The sequence below is a fragment of the Pseudocitrobacter sp. RIT415 genome, assembly GCF_003057695.2.
Lineage (GTDB): Bacteria > Pseudomonadota > Gammaproteobacteria > Enterobacterales > Enterobacteriaceae > Pseudocitrobacter > Pseudocitrobacter faecalis.
Genome location: NZ_QBJC02000028.1, coordinates 1 through 21,164 on the forward strand (window position 1 = coordinate 1; position 21,164 = coordinate 21,164).

Genomic DNA, 21,164 nt, shown 5'->3' on the forward strand with positions numbered 1-21,164 from the left:
TTCACCATGTCCCCGAACACCTGTCTACCATGTCCCCGGACCGTACACTCCCTGAGGGAGAGGGTGAAAACCGGCGCAGGTCTTAACGTTATGCTCTATCCGTTCCCTCTCCCTCAGGAAGAGGGTTAGGGTGAGGGTGCCCCCTCATAGATGAATCACTGTCTCACCCCCTTCCGCTTTCACCACCACACCCAACTCACTTCCCGCATGTGCGCCGCCCTTAATGCCGCTAATTTGCTGCACGTTGCGCAGGCACAGCGTCCAATCACGCGCGTTGCCTTCACCAGTCACCGTGATGGTATTACCCGCCCGTACCGCTTTCAGGGTGAATGCGGCTGAACCATCCGTCGCCGGAACGGTGCAAATCGCTTCCCGGCCATCATCCAGACAGAAGAGCTGGAATTCAGTGCCTTCATGCCACGCGTAGTTTGGTTTCTGGCTGTTGTTGCCCAGTGCCAGCAGGGTGTTGTCGCGAACGTATACCGGCAGGCTCAGGAAGTCGTGCTGCTGTTTATGCCAGCGGCTGCCCTGTACTTCATCGTTGTGCCACAGGTGCGTCCAGCGGCCTTCCGGCAGGTAGAACTGCACATCGCCCGCTTCCGAGAACACCGGCGCCACCATAACGGAGTCGCCGAGCATATACTGGCGGTCGAGGTAGTCGCATGCCGGGTCGTCCGGGAACTCCAGCATCATTGCGCGCAGCATCGGCGTACCCTGCTCGTGCGCCAGCGCCGCCTGACGATAGAGGTACGGCATCATGCGGCACTTCATTTCGGTGAAGAAGCGCACCACGTCGCAGGACTCTTCATCGTACGCCCACGGTACACGGTAGGATTTGCTGCCGTGCAGGCGGCTATGGCTTGAGAAGAGGCCGAATGCGCACCAGCGTTTGTAGACATCCGCCGGGGCGGTGTTTTCGAAGCCGCCGATATCGTGACTCCAGAAGCCGAAGCCAGAGAGGCCGATCGACAGGCCGCCGCGCAGGCTTTCTGCCATCGATTCATAGTTGGCATAGCAGTCACCGCCCCAGTGAACCGGAAACTGTTGCGCGCCCACGGACGCGGAACGGGCAAACAGTACCGCCTCTTCCTCGCCCACCGTGTCTTTCAACACATTCCACACCAGTTCGTTGTAGATAAAGGCGTAGTGGTTATGCATTTTCTGCGGATCGGAACCGTCGAACCACTGAACGTCCGTCGGAATACGTTCGCCGAAGTCGGTTTTGAAGCAATCGACGCCGATATCCACCAGGCCTTTCAGCTTGTCGGCGTACCACTGGCAAGCATCCGGGTTGGTGAAGTCGTAAATCGCCAGGCCAGGCTGCCATTTATCCCACTGCCACAGGGAACCGTCCGGGCGTTTAAGCAGATAGCCCTTCTCTTTCAGTTCCTTGAAGATCGGTGATTTTTGGCCGATGTACGGGTTAATCCACACACAGACCTTAAGCCCTTTCTCTTTCAGGCGTTGAATCATGCCTTTCGGGTCAGGGAAGGTCACCGGATCCCACTCGAAATCACACCACTGGAAGGCTTTCATCCAGAAGCAGTCAAAGTGGAAAACATGTAACGGCAGGTTGCGCTCAGCCATACCGTCGATAAAGCTGTTCACAGTCGCTTCATCGTAGTTAGTGGTGAACGACGTGGTAAGCCACAGGCCGAACGACCATGCTGGCGGCAACGCCGGGCGACCAGTGAACCGGGTATAGCGATTGAGCACCTCTTTAGGTGTTGGGCCGTCGATAACGAAATATTCCAGATATTCGCCTTCCACGCTGAACTGCACTTTAGAGACTTTTTCGGAGCCGATTTCGAACGAGACGTTTTCCGGGTGATTCACCAGCACGCCGTAACCGCGGTTGGTAATGTAGAACGGAATGTTTTTATAGGACTGCTCAGTACTGGTACCGCCGTCGCGGTTCCAGGTATCCACCGTCTGACCGTTACGCACCAGCGCGGTAAAACGCTCGCCCAGGCCATAAACCGTTTCACCTACGCCCAGATCCAGACGCTCGAACAGGTAGTTTTTACCGGTATTGCTATCCTGCACGTAGCCATTGTTTTTCACCTGAGAACCGGTAATACGTACGCCGTTACGCAGGAAATCGAGCGACCAGAATTCCCCTTTAGTGACGCGCACGCTCAGATTGCCGCTTTTCAGTTCAGCGAAATCGGTGGTGTTTTGCATCTCGACTTTCACATCTTTCAGGACGTTCAGCGGATAGTGCGGGCCGTTGTTTAACGCGCCCTGGAAGTGCTCGATACGCACACCCACCACGCCTTCCTGCGGGGCGAAAAAGCGCAGCGTAAACATCGGAGTATCCAGTTGCCAGGTACGCTCACGTACATCGCGCGGCGCGGCATAAACCACCATCTCATTGCCATGCTGCTCGACATCGAACACCTGGATGGGGTGGATAAGATTGAGCCCCGGTTGGATCAGCCAGTTTCCATCACTGATTTTCATAGTTCGTCCTCTTAACTCTGTAATGATTTTGATTCGGGTACATGTTCAAATTCTTGTTGATTGCGACGTGCGCCCTGCGCCAGCTCGCCCAAAATTTTCAGCAAGAACGGCGTTTTCAGGGTGTAGTAGCGTTTCGCAATAATGGCGCTCAGCAGATAGCAAATCGCAGGGACGAGAGTAAACAGCGCGATAATGATGCTGATGGTGGTACTATTCTGCACTTTCGCAGCCGCATCGTAGCCCCCACCTGCCAGCATCCAGCCAATCATCGCGCCGCCTAACGCCAGGCCCAGCTTGAGCACGAACAGCGTGCCTGCAAAACTGATACCGGTAAGGCGTTTACCGTTGCACCACTCGCCGTAGTCGACGGTGTCGGACATCATCACCCACTGAATCGGCGTGACCAGTTGGTGCAACACGCCAATCACGAAAATAAAGCCGAACATCAGTACGTTGGCATTCATGGGGACAAAGAACATCGCCAGGCTCAGACCCGCCAGAACGGCATTAGTCCACCAGAAGACGCTCACTTTGCATTTCCAGTCAGTGAGCGGTTTAGCCATTGCGGAGCCAATCAGGTTACCGACGCAATAGGTGGTCAGGAAGGCGGTAAACAGCGCCGGAGAGCCCATAATCCAGGTAACGTAATACATCATTGCGCCACCGCGCACACAGACGGCAAGAATATTCAGAATGGTAAGCAAGCCGACGATGCGCCACTGATCGTTCTGCCAGATATCGCGCAGATCTTCACGCATGCCAGTAGTGCTTGGTGGCACCTGAATACGTTCTTTGGTGGTGAAGAAACAGAACGCCAGCATCAGGAACGCAACCGCCGACAGAACGGCAATGCCGCCCTGGAAACCGAGGGCTTTATCCTCGCCGCCGATTAAGTTCACCAGCGGCATCATCAGCACGGTAGAGAGCATGCCGCCCGCCGTTGCCAGCACAAAGCGCCAGGATTGCAGCGAGATACGCTGTGTCGGATCGTTAGTGATCACGCCGCCCAGCGCGCAGTAAGGGATATTGACCACGGTATAGAGTAGGGTCAGCAGCGTATACGTTACGGCGGCGTAAATCATTTTGCCGTTCAGGCTGAGGTCTGGCGTGCTGTATGCCAGCACACACACCACGCCGAACGGCAGCGCGCCAAACAACACCCACGGACGAAACTTACCCCAGCGGCTACGCGTACGGTCAGCCAGCAGGCCCATACAGGGGTCGGAAATAGCATCCAGCGCACGCGCCAGCAGAAACATTGTGCCGACAAAACCGGCAGGAATACCGAAAATATCGGTGTAAAAAAACATCATGTACAACATGACGTTATCAAAAATGATATGGCTGGCGGCGTCGCCCATGCCATAGCCAATCTTCTCTTTGACGGATAAAACTTCGCTCTTCATGCCGAAATCCTTCTTGAGCCGACTCCACGCTGGTACCGGTTACGGTTTTTGTAAACCATCCGTTCGCTAAGATGAATTCCGATATCTCGTTATCAAATTACGTTTCTTAATTTCTGTGATCGGTGTAGGACTAGAGAATGTGTCGAAGTGTAACTTGCGGATTTTATGGGATTTTGTACTGTGGCGAAGATTCACTGGCGGGAGATGTGCCAAATGAATCCAAAAAAGGTGCATTAAAAGATGTGGTAAATGCCTGAAAGTAGCTATAATGCGCCCCGCCTCCATGTAGCAATCGAGGCGCGGAAGATCGTCATCTCCGGTGAGGTGGCTGGACTTCAAATCCAGTTGGGGCCGCCAGCGGTCCCGGGCAGGTTCGACTCCTGTGATCTTCCGCCAGTTTGCTCCCCTTTTGTCCTGAAGTGTCACCCACCTCTCGCCCCCAATCACCCTTGCCCTTAGCGATACGATAATTATTCGAACGATCACCGCGTTAAAATGAAGGCAAAAAAAAGCCCTCCCGGCAGGGAAGGCCATTTTATTACGTCGGGCTGTACGCCCTTCGGTAATCCACTCGGATTAGTAGAGCATTTTCGCGCAGTCTAACCAGTCACCTTTGAACGGACGCTTCATGTTTTCGATAGCGTCGATGATGTCGTGGTGAACCAATTTTTCGTTCTGAATGCCGACGCAACGGCCACCAAAGCCCTGCAGCAGCAGTTCAATGGCATACGCCCCCATGCGGGAAGCCAGAATACGGTCATAAGGCACCGGGGAGCCGCCGCGCTGAATGTGGCCCAGAACGGTTGCACGGGTTTCACGACCCGTTTCTTTCTCAATGAAGTGCGCCAGCTCATCGATATCACACATATGTTCGGTAATCGCCACGATAGCGTGTTTTTTACCTTTCGCGATACCGGCTTTGATTTCTGCTACCAGGTCGTCACGGTTAAATTCAACTTCCGGCAGAACCACGAATTCACAACCACCGGCAATCGCTGCCGCCAGGGTCAGGTCGCCGCAGTAACGACCCATCACTTCAACAACGGAGATACGCTGGTGAGAAGAAGAGGTGTCACGCAGACGGTCAATCGCTTCAACCACGGTGCTCAGTGCGGTGAAGAAACCGATGGTGTAGTCAGTGCCTTTGATATCGTTGTCGATGGTGCCCGGCAGACCGATGCACGGGAAGCCCATTTCGGTTAGACGCATGGCACCCATGTAGGAGCCGTCACCGCCGATAACGACCAGTGCATCCAGACCGCGTTTTTTCATGTTTTCGATAGCCACAGCGCGGATATTCTCATCACGGAATTCCGGGAAACGCGCTGAACCGAGGAAGGTACCGCCACGGTTGATCATATCGGAGACGCTGTAACGGTCGAGCTGAACCATACGGTCTTCATAAAGACCAAGGTAACCGTCATAGATACCAAATACTTCCAGACCTTCCGTTAACGCAGCGCGCACAACACCACGAATGGCAGCGTTCATACCCGGCGCATCACCGCCGCTTGTCAACACACCGATTTTCTTAATCATGACTACCTCTGAACTTAGGAATGCTAATAATTAATTCTTCTGCCCGAAGCGCTCCCTGTAGGGAGAGAACGACCTTATTACAGATAGTATATCAAGTGCTTCGTGCTGAATTGATTCAGGTCAGGCCAAATGGCGGTTATTTGAACAAAAAATGCCGATCGACCCCACACTTTTACAACGACTTACGAAAGTTCAAACGCTCCTGCCACCATCCGGGACAACTGAGCACGGATCCTGGTGAATAATCACATCGGATCCCGGGAAACGACGCAAAATAGCCTGCTCCACCTGTTCAGCAATCACATGTGCCTGAACTAAGGGTAGGTTATCTTCCATTTCCAGATGGATCTGAATAAAGCGGGTCGGCCCTGACTGCCGCGTTCTGAGATCGTGTGCACCGCTTACCCCGGGCCAGGCGGTCACGATGTCGATAATTTCCTGACGTTCTCCGTCGGGTAATGCACGATCCAGCAAAGACTGAACCGCCTCATAACCCATACGTAATGCGCTATATAAAATATAGATGCCAATTCCTAATGCAAACAGCGCATCTGCGCGATGCCAACCGTACCAGGAAAGCCCCAGCGCGACTAAAATTGCACCGTTCATCATAACATCAGACTGATAATGAAGCATATCCGCCCTTACCGCCTGACTTTGCGTTTTACGAACCACCCAACGCTGGAATGAGACCAGCAACAGCGTACTTACCAGCGCAACAACGGTCACCAGCACACCAATGCCCGGTTTATTCATTTCCTGCGGCTGTGCCAGATGCTGGATGCCGGTTAAGAAAAGAAACAGTGCTGAACCGGAAATAAACATGCTCTGCGCCAGTGCCGCCAGCGATTCTGCTTTACCGTGGCCGAAGGTGTGCTCATCGTCGGCGGGTTGCAGCGAATAACGCACCACCCACAGATTGGTCAGCGATGCCGCAATGTCCACCAGCGAATCCACCAGGGCCGCCAGAATACTGACGGAACCGGTGTACCACCACGCAAAAATTTTGATCAAAAGTAACACAGAGGCCATCACTGTCGCGGCAAGCGCTGCGCGGCTGATGAGCTGGCCATATGATTGATTCATAAACGCTCCTGCCATTCATTCTGCGGCTAGTATAGCGGAGGCGGTGGCAAAAATTGGGCAAAAAAAACCCCCACATCATGTGGGGGAAGACAGGGATGGTGTCTATGGCAAGGAAAAACAGGGTTTGTTACTGGTTGCTACGGGTACTACTAAATAACATTGTCGTTGGGTTTTTCTGCATCCCGGCAACCTCACGCAACTGATCCATACGTTGCTTGTGTTTCTCATTTAAAGCCGCTTGCTGCTCTGGCGTAAGGAGGCGATACATCTGGTTGCGCACTTTCGCCATTTCTACCTGGCGGGCAACCTGCTCCTGCGCCATTTTTTCTGCCTGAGCGCGTACCGCGGCTTCATCAAATTTTTCTGCTGTAATGAGACGATGCATCGTCTCTACTTCGCTAACATTAACGGGCGGCTGGTCATGCCGGGCTCGTTGCATCAGATCTCGCATCTGCTGACGTTGATGTTCGGTTAAACTTATGCCGTCAAACATATGACCCTGACTGCTACGCTGCGTGCTACCCTCAGCGGGATGCCAGTTAACGCTGGTGACGACTTCAGCTGCCTGGCTAGTAGCACTTAGCGCCAGTGTTGAGGCCATGACGGCAGCGATAACATTGCGCATCACTTGCTCCCAAAAACTTTTGTGTCGCGATTCAACGAGAGAGAGTTTACGATTCAGGCTGCAAACATGCGTCAGGGGGTGTAAAACAACGTAAAGTCATGGATTAGCGGGCCTTGATGACGTAATTTCTGCCTCGGAGGTATTTAAAATATGAATAAAATTTTATTAGTTGATGATGACCGCGAGCTTACTTCCTTGTTAAAGGAGTTGCTCGACATGGAAGGGTTCAACGTTCTGGTAGCCCATGACGGTGAACAGGCGCTGGCACTTCTGGACGACAGCATCGACCTGCTTTTGCTCGATGTGATGATGCCGAAGAAAAACGGTATCGACACGCTTAAAGAGCTTCGTCAGACACACCAGACCCCCGTTATTATGCTTACCGCGCGCGGAAGCGAGCTGGATCGCGTTCTGGGCCTTGAACTGGGCGCAGATGACTACTTGCCTAAGCCGTTCAACGATCGCGAACTGGTTGCGCGTATACGTGCGATTCTGCGTCGTTCGCACTGGAGCGAACAGCAACAAAACAGCGACGTTGGTTCACCAACCGTTGAAGTCGATTCCCTGAGCCTGAATCCGGGGCGCCAGGAAGCCAGCTTTGATGGGCAGGTTCTTGAACTGACCGGCACGGAATTCACCCTGCTTTACCTGCTGGCACAGCACCTCGGCCAGGTGGTTTCTCGTGAACACCTTAGTCAGGAAGTGCTGGGCAAGCGCTTAACTCCGTTCGACCGCGCTATCGATATGCACATCTCTAATCTGCGCCGCAAACTGCCAGAGCGTAAAGATGGGCATCCGTGGTTTAAAACCCTGCGTGGTCGCGGTTATCTGATGGTATCCGCTTCATGATAGGAAGTTTGACCGCACGCATCTTCGCCATTTTCTGGTTAACACTGGCGCTGGTGCTGATGCTGGTTCTGATGCTACCGAAGCTCGATTCTCGTCAGATGACCGAGCTGCTGGACAGCGAGCAGCGCCAGGGGATGATGATCGAGCAGCATGTTGAGGAAGAGTTAGCGGCAGACCCACCGAATGATTTGATGTGGTGGCGTCGCCTTTTCCGTGCCATTGATAAGTGGGCACCGCCGGGTCAACGTCTTCTGCTGGTGACCAGCGAAGGCCGCGTGATCGGCGCAGAACGCAGCGAAATGCAGATCATTCGCAACTTTATCGGCCAATCGGATAACTCAGATCACCCGCAGAAGAAAAAATATGGCCGCGTTGAGCTGGTCGGCCCGTTCTCTATCCGCGATGGGGAAGATAATTACCAGTTATACCTGATTCGACCGGCCAGCAGTTCACAGTCAGATTTTATCAACCTGCTGTTTGACCGCCCGTTATTGCTGCTTATCGTGACGATGTTAGTCAGTTCCCCACTGCTGTTATGGCTGGCGTGGAGCCTGGCGAAACCGGCGCGTAAGTTGAAGAATGCAGCCGATGAAGTTGCCCAGGGGAATTTGCGTCAGCACCCTGAACTGGAAGCCGGGCCACAGGAGTTTTTAGCCGCAGGTACCAGCTTTAACCAGATGGTGACGGCGCTGGAACGCATGATGACGTCGCAGCAACGCCTGCTTTCTGATATCTCCCACGAGTTGCGCACGCCGTTAACGCGTTTGCAGTTGGGCACCGCATTATTGCGTCGCCGCAGCGGCGAGAGCAAAGAGCTGGAGCGTATTGAAACCGAAGCGCAGCGTCTGGACAGCATGATCAACGATCTGCTGGTAATGTCGCGTAATCAGGCGAATAACGCGCTGGTCAGCGAGACGATGAAAGCGAATCAGCTGTGGGGAGAAGTGCTGGATAACGCGGCGTTTGAAGCAGAGCAGATGGGCAAATCCTTCAGCATTGATTACCCGCCGGGCCCGTGGCCGCTGTACGGTAACCCGAATGCGCTGGAAAGCGCGCTGGAAAATATCGTACGCAATGCTCTGCGTTACTCGCATACCAAAATCGCCGTGGCGTTTGCAGTCGATAAAGATGGTATCACCGTAAACGTTGACGATGATGGCCCGGGTGTCAGCCCGGAGGACAGAGAGCAAATCTTCCGTCCGTTCTATCGCACCGATGAAGCCCGCGACCGTGAATCCGGCGGCACCGGTCTTGGCCTGGCGATTGTTGAAGCCGCTATCCAGCAGCATCGTGGCTGGGTGAAGGCCGATGACAGCCCGCTCGGCGGGTTGCGGTTAACGATTTGGTTGCCGTTGTATAAGCGGACGTAGGGATGAGGGCCCCCTCACCCTAACCCTCTCCCGCAGGGAGAGGGAACCGTTTGAGCCCATAGTCAAGCATGTGCGGTTTTCTCCCTCTCCCTGTGGGAGAGGGGACCGTTTGAGCCCATAGTCAAGCATGTGCGGTTTTCCCCCTCTCCCTGTGGGAGAGGGCCGGGGTGAGGGCATCAAACCGCACGAACACACCCTACTTCCCCCACAATCTGCGCGAATTATCCTCAATTTTGCCGCTAAGTACCCGCTTCTGCATGGTTCTTGTCCAGCTTGTTGACAGCCCCGCAGCCGACATCAACCGATGATATTGCTCTTCATCAAACGGCATATGCCAGGCAATCGCTGCCGCTTCATGCACGGAAACCTCGCTTAGCCGCGAAACCAGCTCCAGCGGTGCGTCGCTCGACACCTGCCCTGACGCGACTACGCGATACAACCAGCCAACTTTCGCCCGGCTTTGCATCTGCGAGGACATATCGGCAATGCCAAAATGGTAGTTCAGCTTAAAGCAGGGTGAACGCGGCTGGCTGATTTGAATCAACGCCTCGCCCCAGCGGAAGATATCGCCGATGAAAGCCTCTTTTTCGGTTAAACCGTGAGTGGAAAGATTTTCGCCAAACGCTGGCGCATAGAAGAGATCGGCCTGGTCTGGAAATTCGCGCATCCACTCTGCGTAGTGTTCGCGGGGATAGTGGCACAGCGCGCGCTCAGGCCCGCCATGGATTTTTTTCTCTGCCTGCTCATCGCCCACCAGCCCCAGCTCAGTCAGCGTCAGCTCGCCGTCTACCTGCACTTTGGCAATCGCACTCGGGCGGCTGCCGTCGTAGTCGCGGATCGTGCCAATAAAAACCTCAACCGGATAATGCATTTCGTCACCCTGCTCCTCGGAATCACTGCTTAAAGGCTCGCTGGTTGCAGGGGGAAATTCAATCTTTTCCTTAAAATCAGGACAAAAAAAGCCCCTGAAGGCAAACCTTCAGGGGCTTACTATGAGCTCAGAACTTATTTTTTAGCCGCGAAACGTGCAGCAGCTTCGTCCCAGTTCACCACGTTCCAGAACTCTTTGATGTAGTCCGGGCGGCGGTTCTGGAATTTCAGATAGTAAGCGTGTTCCCAAACGTCCAGGCCCACGATCGGGAAGCCGGAAGCGCCAGAGATAGCTTCACCCATCAGCGGGGAGTCCTGGTTAGCGGTAGAAACCACAGCCAGTTTGTCGCCTTTCAGCACCAGCCATGCCCAACCGGAACCGAAACGGGTCGCCGCCGCTTTTTCGAATTCTTCTTTGAATTTGTCAACGGAACCGAAATCGCGCTCGATAGCCGCTTTCAGGTCACCCTGCAGGGTGGTGCCTTTTTTCAGGCCTTTCCAGAACAGGCTGTGGTTCGCGTGGCCGCCGGCGTTGTTACGCAGGAAGGTTCTTTTTTCAGCCGGGATCTGGTCCAGTTTGGTGATCAGTTCTTCCGCAGACAGGGAAGCGAACTCCGGCAGGCTTTCCAGCGCGGTATTCGCGTTATTCACGTAGGTCTGGTGGTGTTTAGTGTGATGGATTTCCATCGTCTGCTTATCGAAGTGCGGTTCCAGAGCATCGTATGCATAAGGCAGTGATGGCAGGGTATAGCTCATAATCTTCTCCATTATTGTCGGGCGGCAAAGTGTTAACGCCGCGTAAGCAGTTGGTTCATTATAGTTAATTAAATGATATTGAAAATGATTATCAATGCCGTAGTTTTTATAAGGTTATAACATTTTGTTATGTGCCTGATTTTACGGGGCTTATAGCGCAGAAAAGCATTGCCTATCAATGAAAAAGGCACAACCGCCTCGCTTTCTGCACAGAATGTAAAAGTGTGAAGCCACTCACTACGACATTGCTCTGGTGGTCATTTTTTGATTCACCGTGGCAATTAACGGAAGGTTATTAAATCGCATACTTTTTAAGCTCAACGAGTTGGCAGGACGCCTGAACCAACAATAAACCGTTGAGGAAACAATAATGAATAATGCGATTATGATGGGCATTTTCTGGCATTTGATAGGCGCAGCCAGTGCAGCCTGTTTCTATGCCCCCTTCAAGAAGGTCAAACACTGGTCCTGGGAGACGATGTGGTCCGTTGGCGGCACCGTATCGTGGCTTATCCTCCCCTGGACAATCAGTGCCCTGCTGTTACCCAATTTCTGGGCCTACTACGGCTCGTTTAGTGCCTCAACCCTGATGCCGGTCTTTCTCTTCGGCGCGATGTGGGGGATTGGCAATATCAACTATGGTCTGACGATGCGCTATCTCGGCATGTCAATGGGCATCGGGATTGCGATTGGCATTACGCTGATTGTCGGCACGCTAATGACGCCGATTCTGAACGGTAGCTTTGATGTACTGATCAACACCAAAGGTGGCCGTATGACGCTGCTCGGCGTGCTGGTTGCGCTGATTGGCGTAGGCATCGTCACGCGCGCAGGCCAGTTGAAAGAGCGCAACATGGGCATTAAAGCGGCAGACTTTAACCTCAAGAAAGGACTGGTACTGGCGGTAATGTGCGGCATCTTCTCAGCGGGGATGTCATTCGCGATGAGCGCCGCAAAACCGATGCACGAAGCCGCTGCCGCGCTGGGCGTCGATCCTCTTTACGTCGCGTTGCCAAGCTACGTCGTTATCATGGGCGGCGGCGCGCTGATTAACCTCGGCTTCTGCTTCATTCGTCTGGCAAAAGTGAAAACCTTGTCGGTAAAAGCTGACTTCTCGCTGGCAAAACCGCTGATCATCACCAACGTATTACTCTCTGCGTTGGGCGGCCTGATGTGGTATTTGCAGTTCTTCTTCTACGCCTGGGGCCACGCCAAAATCCCGGCGCAGTATGAATACATCAGTTGGATGCTGCACATGAGCTTCTACGTGCTTTGCGGTGGTCTGGTTGGGCTGGTGCTGAAAGAGTGGAGCAACGCAGGTCGCCGTCCGGTCGGCGTTCTGAGTGTCGGCTGCGTGGTGATTATCATCGCGGCGAATATTGTTGGGCTGGGTATGGCGAGTTAATCAGGCAACCACTCCGTTACGATGACGCCACTGACCTGGCGTCATCCCCACCTCGCGGTTAAACACTACCGAAAAGTAGTTGCTGTCTTCAAAGCCACACTGCATCGCCACCTCACCGATCATCAAATCTGTATGCTGCAACAAATACTGAGCATGGCAGATGCGCAGCTGACGCAGATAGTGATTCACAGTCATACCAGTTTGCTGACGGAATTGCTGGCGCAACGCGCGTTCGCTACACCCTTCCTGCGAACAAAAGCGATCCAGCGAGAAAGGCCGGTTCAGGCTTCCGGCAAGCGCACTCAGCAAGCGGTCGAGCAACGCCTCGCTTTGCGTCGCTTCCAGATTATCCGTGGCGTAGCGATAACGTTTGAAAGAGACCACCAGTTGCGCAAAAAGCAGCTCGGCCATTTCATTCGCCAGCGGTTCATCTTTGCGGCTTTCATGTTCCAGTTGGGTAATGATTTGCCGCGTTTGTGTCATACCGTTACTGCCCATCCGCCAGTGCGGTGTCCAGGCGCTACCGTTCAGGCCGGGTAAGTAGCTTTGCCAGTCCAGATTAAGCTTCAGTCGCTCAGGGCAGTAGATAATATTTTGTAAAACCAGATCGTTAACGGAAGCGTAGGAGTGTTTATCTTCCGCGCGAATGTAGAAGAGATCGCCGCGCGTAATGCGATAAGGGCGATCGTTGAGCATGTGCAGGCCGTTCCCGCGCCAGACCAGTACCAGCTCGCAAAACTCATGGGTATGCTCGGCAAAGACGTTTTGCGGATAACGATCGGCCACCGCCACCGCCTGCCCGGGGCGGGCAAAGAATTCCTCTTTTCGCAGAACTAAGTGACCCGACACTGCCATACCTCACGACTTATAACGCACCATTGTCGCAGTTCTACGTTGCGAAAACGTTGATAGCCGCCGCGTTACTGCAAGGTGGCATCGCGCCCCTGGCGAATATCGCGCGGTGACCAGTCGAATTCCCGACGAAACAGAGTAGAGAAATGATTGCTGTCGCCAAAGCCACAGCGATAGGCAATATCCGTCACGCTTTCGTCGCTATGGCGCAGCAGATGGCGGGCCTTAATCAAACGCAGCCGATTCAGATAACGCTGCGGCGTCAGGCCCGTCGAGTGTTTAAGCTGGCGATGAAGCGTGCGAAGAGACAACGAAAACTGCTCCGCCAGCGCTTCCCAGCAGACATCTTCTGCAAAATGTTCTTCCAGCCAGGCCATTAACTGGTTCAGACGTGCGTCACTATCCATCCCGCCTGCAACCTGCGTCCCACGACGCAGAAGCACCAGCAGTTGCATAAAGAGAATTTCGCGATTGGCGAGCGTTGCCGCGTCCATGCTGTCATCCACCTGCGCCATTTGTTCGAGGATAAAACGCACCTGTTGCAGCGTGCTCTGGCTCACGCGCCAGTGGGAGGGGTAATTCCCTTCCGTTTCCTGCGGCAATAATTGATCGAGCCCGGAAAGAAACTGGAACGCCTCCGGTGAACGATAGAGAACATTGGTCAGGCAAAGGTTATCGGTGTGCTCATAAAGGTGGCGATCCGTATCGCGAACAAAACAGACAGTGCCACCACAAATGGTATACGGCTGGCCGTTAAATACGTGAATACCGGTTCCCTGTTCAACGATCACAATTTCATGAAAATCATGATGATGCTCAGGAAAAGCGGGCTGCGGAAGTCGCGGTTCAATCGCCACAGGTAAACGACCTGAACGGAAAAAATCCACACTGTGCAATACGGTCATAACGCCCCCACTAAATGAGAAAAGTTATCAGGATAGTAATCGGGGGTGGCTGACCTCACCTTAAAATTTCGACAGTAAAGAGCGCAAATCCAGTCGTTTTTTCAAGAAATACTGGGAAAGATTGGGAATTGCGGAGAGCGTCACACCCACGAAATACGGGGGGATTAGCGGAAATTGTGACCTCTCTCACGTCTACCTTTGCTTTCTTGCCAGCCGCCCATTTTGCTGTCAGTGATGAGAAGGTCACACTCGCACGCGCTTCTTAGACTGGGTCCAATGACATTAAGAAGGACTCCAGCCATGACTCTTCGCCATTGTGTGGCCGTCGATTTGGGGGCATCCAGCGGTCGCGTGATGCTCGCCCGCTACGACAATAAACAACACACGCTCTCGCTGCACGAGATCCACCGTTTTGTGAACTGCCTGCAAAAGCAGGATGGGTTTGATACCTGGGATATCGACGGGCTTGAAGCGGAAATTCGCATCGGCCTGAACAAAGTTTGCGAGCAGGGCATCCTGATCGACAGCATCGGTATCGACACCTGGGGCGTGGATTACGTGCTGCTTAACCGCGACGGTCAGCGCGTTGGCCTGCCGGTCTCGTATCGCGACAGCCGCACCGATGGCGTGATGGCGCGGGCGATTGAACAGCTCGGTAAAGCGCAAATCTATCGCCGCAGCGGCATTCAGTTCCTGCCGTTTAATACGCTCTATCAGCTACGCGCGTTGGTAGAACAGCAGCCAGAAGTTGCCGCTGAGGTCGCACATGCCCTGCTGATCCCCGATTACTTCAGCTATCGCCTCACCGGCAACATGAACTGGGAATATACCAACGCGACCACCACGCAGTTGGTCAATATTCAGACCGATAACTGGGATGAAGACCTGCTTAACTGGACCGGCGCATCGCCAAAATGGTTCGGTACACCAACGCACCCTGGCAACGTGATCGGTCACTGGATTTGCCCGCTGGGCAACAAAATCCCGGTGGTGGCCGTCGCGAGCCATGATACGGCAAGCGCCGTGATTGCTTCGCCGCTGGCGAACAAAGACGCCGCCTATCTCTCTTCCGGCACCTGGTCGTTGATGGGCTTTGAAAGCACCACGCCGTATACCAGCGAATATGCACTGGCAGCCAACATCACGAATGAAGGCGGCGCGGAAGGGCGTTACCGCGTGCTGAAAAACATCATGGGGCTGTGGTTGCTTCAGCGTGTGATTAAAGAGCAGAACATCAGTGACCTGCCCGCACTGATTGCCGAAACGGAAAAACTCGGCGCCTGCCGTTTCCTGATCAACCCCAATGACGACCGTTTTATTAACCCGGACAATATGAGCGCGGAAATCCAGGCTGCCTGCCGCGAAACCGCACAGCCGGTGCCGCAGCGCCCTGCCGAACTCGCGCGCTGTATTTTCGACAGCCTTGCCCTGCTTTACGCCGACATTCTGAACGAACTGGCGCAACTGCGCGGCAAACCGTTCAGCCAGCTACACGTCGTTGGCGGCGGTTGCCAGAACCACTTACTCAACCAGCTTTGTGCCGACGCCTGCGGTGTGACAGTGGTGGCGGGCCCAATTGAGGCCTCCACGCTCGGCAATATCGGCGTACAGCTGATGACGCTCGAAGAGCTGGGCACCGTAGATGATTTCCGTCAGGTGGTGACCGGTAACTATGGCCTGACCACCTTTACCCCTAACTCTGAACATGAAATTGCCCGCTACGTTGCGCAGTTTCAGCAAAAACGACTGACAAAGGAGCTTTGCGCATGACCACTCAACTTGAACAAGCCTGGGAACTGGCGAAACAGCGTTATTCCGCCATTGGCATCGACGTCGAAGAGACCCTGCGTCAGCTCGATCGCCTGCCGGTATCCATGCACTGCTGGCAGGGCGATGATGTCGCCGGTTTTGAAAATCCGGAAGGTAGCCTGACCGGCGGGATTCAGGCAACAGGGAATTACCCTGGCAAAGCACGCAACGCGACGGAATTACGTGCCGATCTGGAGCAGGCGCTGAGCCTGATCCCGGGGCCAAAACGCCTGAATCTGCATGCGATCTATCTCGAATCCGAAACCCCGGTTTCCCGCGACCAGATTAAACCGGAACACTTTAAAAACTGGGTAGAGTGGGCGAAAGCGAATCAACTGGGACTCGATTTTAACCCATCCTGCTTCTCGCACCCGCTGAGCGCTGACGGTTTCACGCTCTCTCATCCGGATGCGAAAATTCGTCAGTTCTGGATTGACCACTGCAAGGCCAGCCGCCGCATCTCCGCTTACTTCGGTGAGCAACTGGGCACACCATCGGTGATGAATATCTGGATCCCGGACGGCATGAAAGACATTACCGTCGACCGTCTGGCACCGCGTCAGCGTCTGATGAACGCGCTGGATGAAGTGATTAGCGAAAAACTGGATCCGGCGCACCACATCGATGCGGTTGAAAGCAAACTGTTTGGTATTGGCGCGGAAAGTTACACCGTGGGCTCTAACGAATTCTATATGGGCTACGCCGCCAGCCGTCAGACCGCGCTGTGTCTGGATGCAGGCCACTTCCACCCGACGGAAGTGATCTCCGACAAAATCTCCTCCGCCATGCTTTACGTGCCGCGTCTGCTGCTGCACGTCAGCCGCCCGGTGCGCTGGGACAGCGACCACGTGGTGCTGCTGGATGACGAAACCCAGGCTATCGCGAGCGAAATCGTGCGCAACGATTTGTTCGACCGCGTACACATCGGCCTCGACTTCTTCGATGCTTCCATCAACCGCATCGCGGCGTGGGTTATCGGTACCCGCAACATGAAGAAAGCCCTGCTGCGCGCTCTGCTGGAGCCCGTCGATGAGCTGCGTAAGCTGGAAGCGGAAGGCGATTACACCGCACGCCTGGCGCTGCTGGAAGAGCAGAAATCCCTGCCGTGGCAGGCGGTGTGGGAAATGTATTGCCAGCGTCACGATACGCCAGCGGGCAGCCAGTGGCTGGAAAACGTGCGCGCGTACGAAAAAGAGATTTTGAGTAAACGCGGGTAAACAACCCTCACCCCGGCCCTCTCCCTGAGGGAGAGGGTGAAAACCAAACAGTCCCCTCTCCCTTAGCGAGAGGGTGAATACCGAAACCGGACAATCCCCTCTCCCTGTGGGAGAGGGTTAGGGTGAGGGGTAAACCCCGCCCCGCCTGAACAGGAACTCGAATACTATGCAATCCATCACTCAATCCTGGTTCGTCCAGGGCATGATCAAAGCCACCTCTGACGCCTGGCTGAAAGGCTGGGACGAACGTAACGGCGGCAACCTGACGCTGCGTCTGGACGATGCCGATATCGCCCCTTACGAGGCTGATTTCCACAAAGAACCGCGCTATATCGCGCTCAGCCAACCGATGCCGCTGCTGGCGAACACGCCATTTATCGTCACCGGTTCCGGTAAATTCTTCCGCAATGTTCAGCTCGATCCAGCCGCCAATATTGGCGTGGTGAAAGTGGACAGCGACGGTGCGGGCTATCACATCCTGTGGGGCTTAACCCATGAGGCAGTGCCGACGTCTGAATTACCGGCTCACTTCCTGTCACACTGCGAGCGCATCAAAGCGACTGGCGGTAAAGATCGCGTGATCATGCACTGCCACGCCACCAACCTGATCGCCCTGACCTACGTGCTGGAAAACCGCACCGACGTGATCACCCGCCAGTTGTGGGAAGGCAGCACCGAATGTCTGGTGGTATTCCCGGACGGCGTGGGCATTCTGCCGTGGATGGTGCCGGGCACGGACGAAATCGGCCAGGCGACTGCCGTCGAAATGCAGAAACACTCGCTGGTGCTGTGGCCGTTCCACGGTGTATTCGGCAGTGGGCCGACGCTGGACGAGGCGTTTGGTTTGATCGATACCGCCGAGAAATCCGCAGAAGTGCTGGTGAAGGTCTATTCCATGGGCGGCATGAAACAGACCATCACGCGTGAAGAACTGATTGCGCTTGGCAAACGCTTTGGCGTCACCCCGCTCGCCAGCGCGCTCGCGCTCTAACCTATCCGCTCACGCCCGGCGACAGTGGCTGCCGCCGGACATAGGGCTTTTAATTTAAGGAGAAATATCATGAGCTTTATGTTGGCGCTTCCCAAAATCAGCCTGCACGGTGCGGGCGCGATTGCCGATATGGTCAACCTGGTCGCTGGCAAACAGTGGGGCAAAGCGCTGGTGGTCACCGACGGGCAACTGGTGAAGCTGGGTCTGCTGGATAGCCTGTTTACCGCACTTGATGCGCAGAATATGTCTTACCATCTTTTCGATGAAGTGTTCCCTAACCCCACTGAAGAGCTGGTGCAAAAAGGCTTTGCGGCATATCAGGACGCGAACTGTGATTTCATCATCGCCTTTGGCGGCGGCAGCCCTATCGATACCGCCAAAGCGATCAAAATTTTGACCGCCAACCCTGGCCGGTCTACCGCCTACTCAGGCGTGGGAAAAGTCAAAAATGCGGGCGTGCCTCTGGTTGCCATTAACACTACCGCAGGCACCGCCGCCGAGATGACCAGCAACGCCGTGATCATCGACACCGCGCGCCAGGTGAAAGAAGTCATTATCGATTCCAATATTATCCCGGATATCGCCGTAGATGACGCCAGCGTGATGCTGGACATTCCCGCGTCCGTCACCGCCGCCACCGGTATGGATGCGCTAACCCACGCGATTGAAGCTTACGTTTCCGTTGGCGCGCATCCGTTGACTGACGCCAACGCGCTGGAAGCCATTCGTCTGATCACTCTCTGGCTGCCGAAAGCGGTCGATGATGGTCATAACCTGGAAGCCCGCGAGCAGATGGCGTTTGGTCAGTATCTGGCGGGGATGGCGTTTAACAGTGCGGGGCTCGGCCTGGTGCATGCGCTGGCACATCAGCCGGGCGCAACGCACAATCTGCCGCACGGCGTATGCAATGCCATCCTGCTGCCGATCATCGAAAACTTTAACCGCCCGAACGCCGTCGCGCGTTTTGCACGCGTCGCGCAGGCAATGGGTGTTGAAACCCGCGGGATGAGTGATGAAGCAGCCAGCATGGAAGCTATCAACGCGATTCGTAAACTGAGCGCGCGTGTTGGCATTCCGGAAGGTTTCAGCAAGCTGGGCGTTACCAAAGCGGATATCGAAGGCTGGCTGGACAAAGCCCTGGCTGACCCTTGCGCCCCATGTAACCCGCGCACCGCCAGCCGTGATGAGGTGCGCGAACTGTATCTGGAGGCATTATGATCCGCAAAGCTTTTGTGATGCAGGTGCATGCCGACGCACATGAAGAGTATCAGCGCCGTCATAATCCTATCTGGCCGGAACTGGAAGCGACGCTGAAATCCCACGGTGCGCACCATTACGCCATTTATCTCGATAAAGCGCGTAACCTGCTTTTCGCGACTGTTGAGATTGAATCGGAAGAGCGCTGGAACGCGGTGGCAAACACCGATGTGTGTCAGCGTTGGTGGAAATATATGACCGAGGTAATGCCAGCGAATCCGGACAACAGCCCGGTAAGCACAGAATTGAAAGAGGTATTCTATCTCGATTAACCCTGCCGCCTTTCCCCCGCCCTGCGCCTTCTGCGCGGGGCTTTTTTATATGCGAACGAAATAATCAATTATGTGACAAATCTCGCGAAGCTCACTTTAGGGTGTGTGCTATGTTTCGCCAAAACTGGCATACGCCAGTTAATACGGAGAGCGAGAAATGAAAAAACTGAAAGTGGTCACCCTCGGTGGAGGATCGGGTTACACCCCTGAATTAATTGACGGTTTTATCCGCCGTCACCAGGAATTACCGGTGAGTGAATACTGGCTGGTGGATATTGAAGCGGGGAAAGAGAAGCTGGAAATTGTCGGCGCGCTGGCGCAGAGAATGGTCAAAAAGGCGGGTATCGCGATGACCGTTCATCTGACAACACGGCTCGACGAAGCGCTCGCGGGGGCGGATTTTGTGACCACCCAAATTCGTGTAGGCCAGTTGGCGGCACGCATTCAGGATGAAAAAATCCCGTTGCGCTATGGCGTGTTGGGCCAGGAGACCACCGGCCCAGGCGGATTTATGAAAGCGCAGCGCACCATTCCTGTACTGCTAGACCTGTGTCGTGAAATGGAAAAATACTGCCCGGATGCGTGGCTTATTAACTTTACAAACCCGGCGGGTATCGTGACCGAAGCCATTGCGAAACACAGCCCCATTCGCTCATTAGGTATTTGCAGCGGCGCGAACAGCATGATGCGTGATATCGCAGGCGCTTACGGCGTTGAACGCGAAGACGTGTACGCCAGGGTGATGGGCTTAAATCATCTGATTTTCGCCGACCAGATAACAGTCCAGGGCAAAGACGTGAGTGACGATTTTATTGAAAAGCTCGCGCAGGGCGTGGGGGCGAACCAGCTTAACAATATTCCTGATGTCGGCTTACCGCCTGATTTTATTCGCTCACTGAAACTCTACCCCCTCTCTTACCTGAAATATTTCTATCTCGATCGGGAAATGGTAGCGCATGAACTGGAAGACCTCGAACGCGGCGTGGGGACGCGTGGAGAACAATCGCTGGCCATCGAAAAATCGCTCTTTGAGCTTTATTGCAACCCCAATCTGTGTGAAAAACCCGCTGCGCTTTCAGCACGCGGTGGCGCGCTTTACTCCGATACAGCCTGCTCAATAATCAGCTCAATTTATAACAACAAACGTGAGATCCACGTGGTGAACACGCCTAACCAGGGATCGACCCCGGATCTCCCCGATGACGCTGTGATCGAGACCAACGCGATGATCGACTGTAACGGCGCGCACCCGCTGGCCTATGGTCACCTGCCCGTTGCCGTGAAAGGGCTTATTCAGAGCGTAAAAGCCTTTGAAGAGTTAACGGTAGAAGCGGCGATAACCGGCAATCAGCACACGGCGCTGCTGGCGCTGGCGGCGCACCCGCTGGTGCCATCGGTAGAGATTGCTGAAAAAATTCTGCTCGATTATTTAGCGGCAAATCGCGACTTCCTTCCGCAATACACGCTGTAAATCACATGGCTATTTACAGGG

The 21,164-nt window shown here is 54.5% G+C and carries 18 protein-coding genes and 1 tRNA gene; 10 read left to right on the forward strand and 9 right to left on the reverse strand.

The features are described from left to right. Positions 1–144: 144 nt before the first annotated feature. Entirely contained in the window at positions 145–2,463 is a 2,319-nt protein-coding gene (gene yicI, locus DBY68_RS20525) for an alpha-xylosidase (protein ID WP_108477047.1), read from the reverse strand. 11 nt (positions 2,464–2,474) lie between these two features. Further along, positions 2,475–3,869 (reverse strand): glycoside-pentoside-hexuronide family transporter, encoded by a 1,395-nt coding sequence (locus DBY68_RS20530; protein ID WP_108477048.1) that lies wholly within the window; start codon positions 3,867–3,869, stop codon positions 2,475–2,477. Between the two features lie 301 nt (positions 3,870–4,170). Between DBY68_RS20530 and DBY68_RS20535 the strand changes: the two genes are divergently transcribed. Further along, positions 4,171–4,265, forward strand: a tRNA-Sec gene (locus DBY68_RS20535). A gap of 180 nt (positions 4,266–4,445) precedes the next feature. Here the strand turns inward: DBY68_RS20535 and pfkA are convergent. From pfkA to cpxP, 3 genes are all read right to left on the reverse strand, one after another. Next, the gene (gene pfkA / locus DBY68_RS20540) at positions 4,446–5,408 is read right to left on the reverse strand and encodes a 6-phosphofructokinase (RefSeq protein WP_015966510.1); all 963 of its coding nucleotides are present in this window, start codon (positions 5,406–5,408) and stop codon (positions 4,446–4,448) included. 192 nt (positions 5,409–5,600) lie between these two features. After that, on the reverse strand, positions 5,601–6,494 hold the full coding sequence (gene fieF / locus DBY68_RS20545) for a CDF family cation-efflux transporter FieF (protein ID WP_108477049.1): 894 nt from the start codon (positions 6,492–6,494) through the stop codon (positions 5,601–5,603). Between the two features lie 127 nt (positions 6,495–6,621). Continuing rightward, the gene (cpxP, locus tag DBY68_RS20550; protein ID WP_108477050.1) at positions 6,622–7,119 is read right to left on the reverse strand and encodes a cell-envelope stress modulator CpxP; all 498 of its coding nucleotides are present in this window, start codon (positions 7,117–7,119) and stop codon (positions 6,622–6,624) included. 150 nt (positions 7,120–7,269) lie between these two features. Here cpxP and cpxR point away from each other — a divergent pair, with 150 nt between their 5' ends. Together cpxR and cpxA are read left to right on the forward strand one after the other, a co-directional pair. Continuing rightward, positions 7,270–7,968, forward strand: a complete 699-nt coding sequence (gene cpxR / locus DBY68_RS20555) for an envelope stress response regulator transcription factor CpxR (protein WP_015966513.1) — start codon at positions 7,270–7,272, stop codon at positions 7,966–7,968. Then, positions 7,965–9,338, forward strand: coding sequence for an envelope stress sensor histidine kinase CpxA (gene cpxA, locus DBY68_RS20560; RefSeq protein ID WP_108477051.1), 1,374 nt, complete (start codon positions 7,965–7,967; stop codon positions 9,336–9,338). The genes cpxR and cpxA overlap by 4 nt, the downstream gene beginning before the upstream one ends. Positions 9,339–9,534: 196 nt before the next feature. On the opposite strand, the gene yiiM is transcribed toward cpxA, so the two are convergent. Then, complete coding sequence (yiiM, locus tag DBY68_RS20565) at positions 9,535–10,209, reverse strand: 6-hydroxyaminopurine reductase (RefSeq protein ID WP_108477052.1); 675 nt, start codon at positions 10,207–10,209, stop codon at positions 9,535–9,537. Positions 10,210–10,343: 134 nt separating this feature from the next. After that, a complete protein-coding gene (sodA, locus tag DBY68_RS20570; RefSeq protein ID WP_015966516.1) occupies positions 10,344–10,964 on the reverse strand; it encodes a superoxide dismutase [Mn] in 621 nt (206 codons plus the stop codon). Positions 10,965–11,334: 370 nt separating this feature from the next. On the opposite strand from sodA, the gene rhaT reads away from it, so the two are divergent. After that, entirely contained in the window at positions 11,335–12,369 is a 1,035-nt protein-coding gene (gene rhaT / locus DBY68_RS20575; RefSeq protein WP_108477053.1) for an L-rhamnose/proton symporter RhaT, read from the forward strand. Here rhaT and rhaR read toward each other — a convergent pair whose 3' ends face one another. Then, a complete protein-coding gene (gene rhaR / locus DBY68_RS20580; protein WP_108477089.1) occupies positions 12,370–13,218 on the reverse strand; it encodes an HTH-type transcriptional activator RhaR in 849 nt (282 codons plus the stop codon). It abuts the gene before it with no gap. Between the two features lie 71 nt (positions 13,219–13,289). Further along, on the reverse strand, positions 13,290–14,126 hold the full coding sequence (gene rhaS / locus DBY68_RS20585) for an HTH-type transcriptional activator RhaS (RefSeq protein WP_108477054.1): 837 nt from the start codon (positions 14,124–14,126) through the stop codon (positions 13,290–13,292). A 300-nt stretch (positions 14,127–14,426) separates the two neighbouring features. On the opposite strand from rhaS, the gene rhaB reads away from it, so the two are divergent. The 6 genes from rhaB to DBY68_RS20620 all read left to right on the forward strand — a co-directional run bounded on the left by rhaB (position 14,427) and on the right by DBY68_RS20620 (position 21,143). Next, positions 14,427–15,896 carry a rhamnulokinase gene (rhaB, locus tag DBY68_RS20595; protein ID WP_108477055.1) on the forward strand — a complete coding sequence of 490 codons (1,470 nt, stop codon included), beginning with the start codon at positions 14,427–14,429 and terminating at the stop codon, positions 15,894–15,896. Further along, positions 15,893–17,152 (forward strand): L-rhamnose isomerase, encoded by a 1,260-nt coding sequence (gene rhaA / locus DBY68_RS20600; protein WP_108477056.1) that lies wholly within the window; start codon positions 15,893–15,895, stop codon positions 17,150–17,152. Before rhaB ends, rhaA begins: the two co-directional genes overlap by 4 nt. A 166-nt stretch (positions 17,153–17,318) precedes the next feature. Beyond that, positions 17,319–18,143, forward strand: coding sequence for a rhamnulose-1-phosphate aldolase (rhaD, locus tag DBY68_RS20605; protein WP_108477057.1), 825 nt, complete (start codon positions 17,319–17,321; stop codon positions 18,141–18,143). Between the two features lie 69 nt (positions 18,144–18,212). Continuing rightward, positions 18,213–19,361, forward strand: a complete 1,149-nt coding sequence (fucO, locus tag DBY68_RS20610; protein WP_108477058.1) for a lactaldehyde reductase — start codon at positions 18,213–18,215, stop codon at positions 19,359–19,361. After that, positions 19,358–19,672, forward strand: a complete 315-nt coding sequence (rhaM, locus tag DBY68_RS20615; RefSeq protein ID WP_108477059.1) for an L-rhamnose mutarotase — start codon at positions 19,358–19,360, stop codon at positions 19,670–19,672. Before fucO ends, rhaM begins: the two co-directional genes overlap by 4 nt. Positions 19,673–19,829: 157 nt before the next feature. Continuing rightward, positions 19,830–21,143, forward strand: coding sequence for a 6-phospho-beta-glucosidase (locus DBY68_RS20620; protein WP_108477060.1), 1,314 nt, complete (start codon positions 19,830–19,832; stop codon positions 21,141–21,143). Positions 21,144–21,164: the final 21 nt, after the last annotated feature.